This is a genomic window from Legionella tunisiensis (assembly GCF_000308315.1).
Classification (GTDB): domain Bacteria; phylum Pseudomonadota; class Gammaproteobacteria; order Legionellales; family Legionellaceae; genus Tatlockia; species Tatlockia tunisiensis.
This window is the reverse complement of sequence record NZ_CALJ01000332.1, coordinates 1-2,952: the sequence shown is the minus strand read 5'-3', so window position 1 is coordinate 2,952 and position 2,952 is coordinate 1. Positions and strand designations below refer to the sequence as shown.

The following is a 2,952-nucleotide window of genomic DNA, read 5'->3' as shown; positions in this document are numbered from 1 at the left end:
CTCCGTTTTTACCCGCGCCACAAAGCGTTTGTCTACCTCCGGTAAATGCTGCCTTTTTTGGCGCATCTGCACCAGTTCTGATTTACTTGATTGACCAGAAAGTCCTCGTTCAAATCGACGGCTTGAAGCGAGCATAATGCCATTATCTGGCGTAGCGCTCCGGAACTTGCGCTGTAGCGCAAAAAACCGGACATTCTATAGTTAATTCGCCCAGAATTTTATCGATCAATATTTGTTGAGTTCCTAGAACAGGGCGAGTAGGAACTCAAAGACCCGAATCCATATTACTTTGCGCAACAATACATCATAAAAACAGTAAAAGTATCAACCACAAAAGAAAATTAGGAATTATAATTGCAACATTTAAGCACCAACATTCCTGTTTTTGCATCACAGCGCAAGTTCCGGAGCGCTACGCCGGTTAGAGCAAGACAGCATAAAATGGTAATTTGCTTACCTAAACCTGATAATGATCACTGCGGATTATTGAAACTCTAAATTTAAAGCAAAAAAATTTAGAAAAAAGTTTGGAGGTTTAAAGGCCTGGTGTGTAACCTGCATGCACAAAAGCTTGTATCTTGCATCGCTTAAGATAGTCCAAACGCGCATAACTCATTTAACAACTCCTGTATTAAAACAGTAGGAAGTTTACTAACTTCTTCTGTCTTTTTTATATACAAAAAATTGCACTAATCAGTTGAATCTAAGCCAGTATAAAATCTAAATCTTTCTATTCGTAGTATAGAAGCTTGAGGGTGACTGCCCTTTTATTCCTTTAGGGTCGCTCTCGACGCACCCTAAATGTGAGCTGCGTCGAAGAGTTAGTAGAAATTTTTGCTGATATCAATCAAGAAGCAAGCTGGACATGAAACATTAACACATCAACAAAAATATGAAACTCATATTCATCGAGTGGTTGGCCTGTTCTCAATTTGACACCGATGTTTCGTACAAATTTTGAGTACTCATCGTCACCATCAACTTCAACAAGGTCTAGAGCAACTTCAAGCATCTTTCCTGTGAGGGGTTCATTATTTAAGAGGGAGCGTTTGATGTCATCATAGCTGGGATTATCCAATACCAATATATCATCAAATTGATTACGCTCATCAGGGAAATTCCTGAAATATTCCTCCATTTCTTCTTCGGTAAATGCGCGCAATGGCATTAAACCGTTACTCGTGGTCATATCTGAATGTACAAAAATTATTTCCTTATTCCTGTCAATCTCAACTCCAAATGAGCCATCAAATTCGCGATCTTTGAAACGCTCATCTTTGCTGTTAGGGTCGTTTTCGTCTAATTCAAACTCAAATTCAGTCTTGAGAACATAATCACCATCCACACAGAGCTTATCTTTATCTATTTCATAAGTAAGGCCATTAATAACAATCTCTTTGGCTATAAAATTAGGTGCCCTGAAATTTATTTCATACTGTCCTTCATCAGTAAGAAAATCGTTAAATAAAAATTTTTGGATTTCACCTTTCATCAAATTCAATTTTTCACAAATAGCTTGAACAGCTCTTTCTGAATGTTGAAATTGTTTGAGAATATCTAATAAATCTCGAAAAGGAATTTTAAAGTTTCGAATAAATGAAAGTGCGAGCTCCATTTTTTTATGCATATCTTTTTCTAAAGATATATTCTTTAAAAGAACATGTTTTGTAGATGCGAACTTCTTGCGATTAGATTCATAAACATTTAGATAGTGTCTGTAATTAGAAAATTCATACTTCTTTGAAACTTCATCAAGGGCTTTACTTCTTGATAGATTACGACTCTTTTGTAGCTTTTTTGCTTCCTGTTTAAGAAATCTCGGAGAAACTGGAGTAATCATATTTACCTCATTTACTCACAAATGCCATGTCGCCTGCTTCCAAAACATTTTTGAGCGAATTTTGGTTTAATATGATTTTGAGAACATTTTTTGTTCAATGACAGTACTCGTGTAAGCTTTAGTGCGCAGGCGCAAGGCTTCTGCCTAACCTGCCGACGATTTTATCTCCTAAATCAAAAGTGTCAAGGGAGAATCCGCGCACTATGTTGTATTTAATTTTTTACTTATATGGAATAATAATGTTCTATCTTTAACCTTAGATTTAATATTCAGGAGCTATTCGGTGTCAATTCATAATTTTTATTTGAATGACCAATTAGGCGGCCGACACCTCTACATGCATAGGAATATTATATTGATTAAGAGAGTCTTGTAAGGCCAAACAAACAAATTGCTCTGGGGAGTAACCTAAAATATCAGCAAATTCTTTGGCTTTTTTAGGACTTACGATTTTTCGATCGTGCTCCAGATCACAAAGATATTGTACGGAAACACCTAATTTTTTGGCAAAATTAGTTTGGCTTTCTTCTTCACCAAGCCGAATAGCACGAAGGGATTTCCCAAGGCTTAAAGAACCAACTAATTTTTCCAAGTAGCGTCGCGCATTAGTACTCATGTTTATTTACCTCTTCAATAGAAATAATTTCCATTTCATTTTTTATTTAAAACATAGATTGCTCTATATGCTTTCGAAAGCCGGATTGACCGCTGCCCTACTCTATCTCCTTTAAGAGGCTCATCATGGTATCCAGGTATCTTTCGGATTTCATAAATCCCAAATCGCTCCACCGAGTCAACCCAAACTAGGAGTTTGGTTTTAATATATTCAGGAACTTTAGACAAATCCTTTTGGGCTTTTTTGTTAACTCTACAATACTAAGGTTCTGCACAATTTTATTTCTTTGAGTTTTATATTAATATTTTACACTAAAAAAGTGTAAAAATCCATGAGTTCATTCTTAACAGCCAAATGTCTTGAAAAACGACGGTTATTCAATAATGCAAATTGCTATAAGAGAAACCCATTAACTACTGCCCTACCCTCTTTCAGATTCCCATTTCATTATCAAAGTTTCCAAAAGGCGATGAAGGTTGGAATTTCTAATAGAGTT

At 35.9% G+C, this 2,952-nt stretch carries 2 protein-coding genes; both read right to left on the bottom strand.

Annotated elements, in window-relative coordinates; all coding sequences use genetic code 11:
• Window positions 1-847: 847 nt before the first annotated feature.
• Entirely contained in the window at window positions 848-1,840 is a 993-nt protein-coding gene (locus BN58_RS20445) for a hypothetical protein (protein ID WP_019218440.1), read from the bottom strand.
• A 316-nt stretch (window positions 1,841-2,156) separates the two neighbouring features.
• Window positions 2,157-2,456, bottom strand: coding sequence for a helix-turn-helix domain-containing protein (locus BN58_RS20440; RefSeq protein WP_019218439.1), 300 nt, complete (start codon window positions 2,454-2,456; stop codon window positions 2,157-2,159).
• Between the last annotated feature and the right edge of the window lie 496 nt (window positions 2,457-2,952).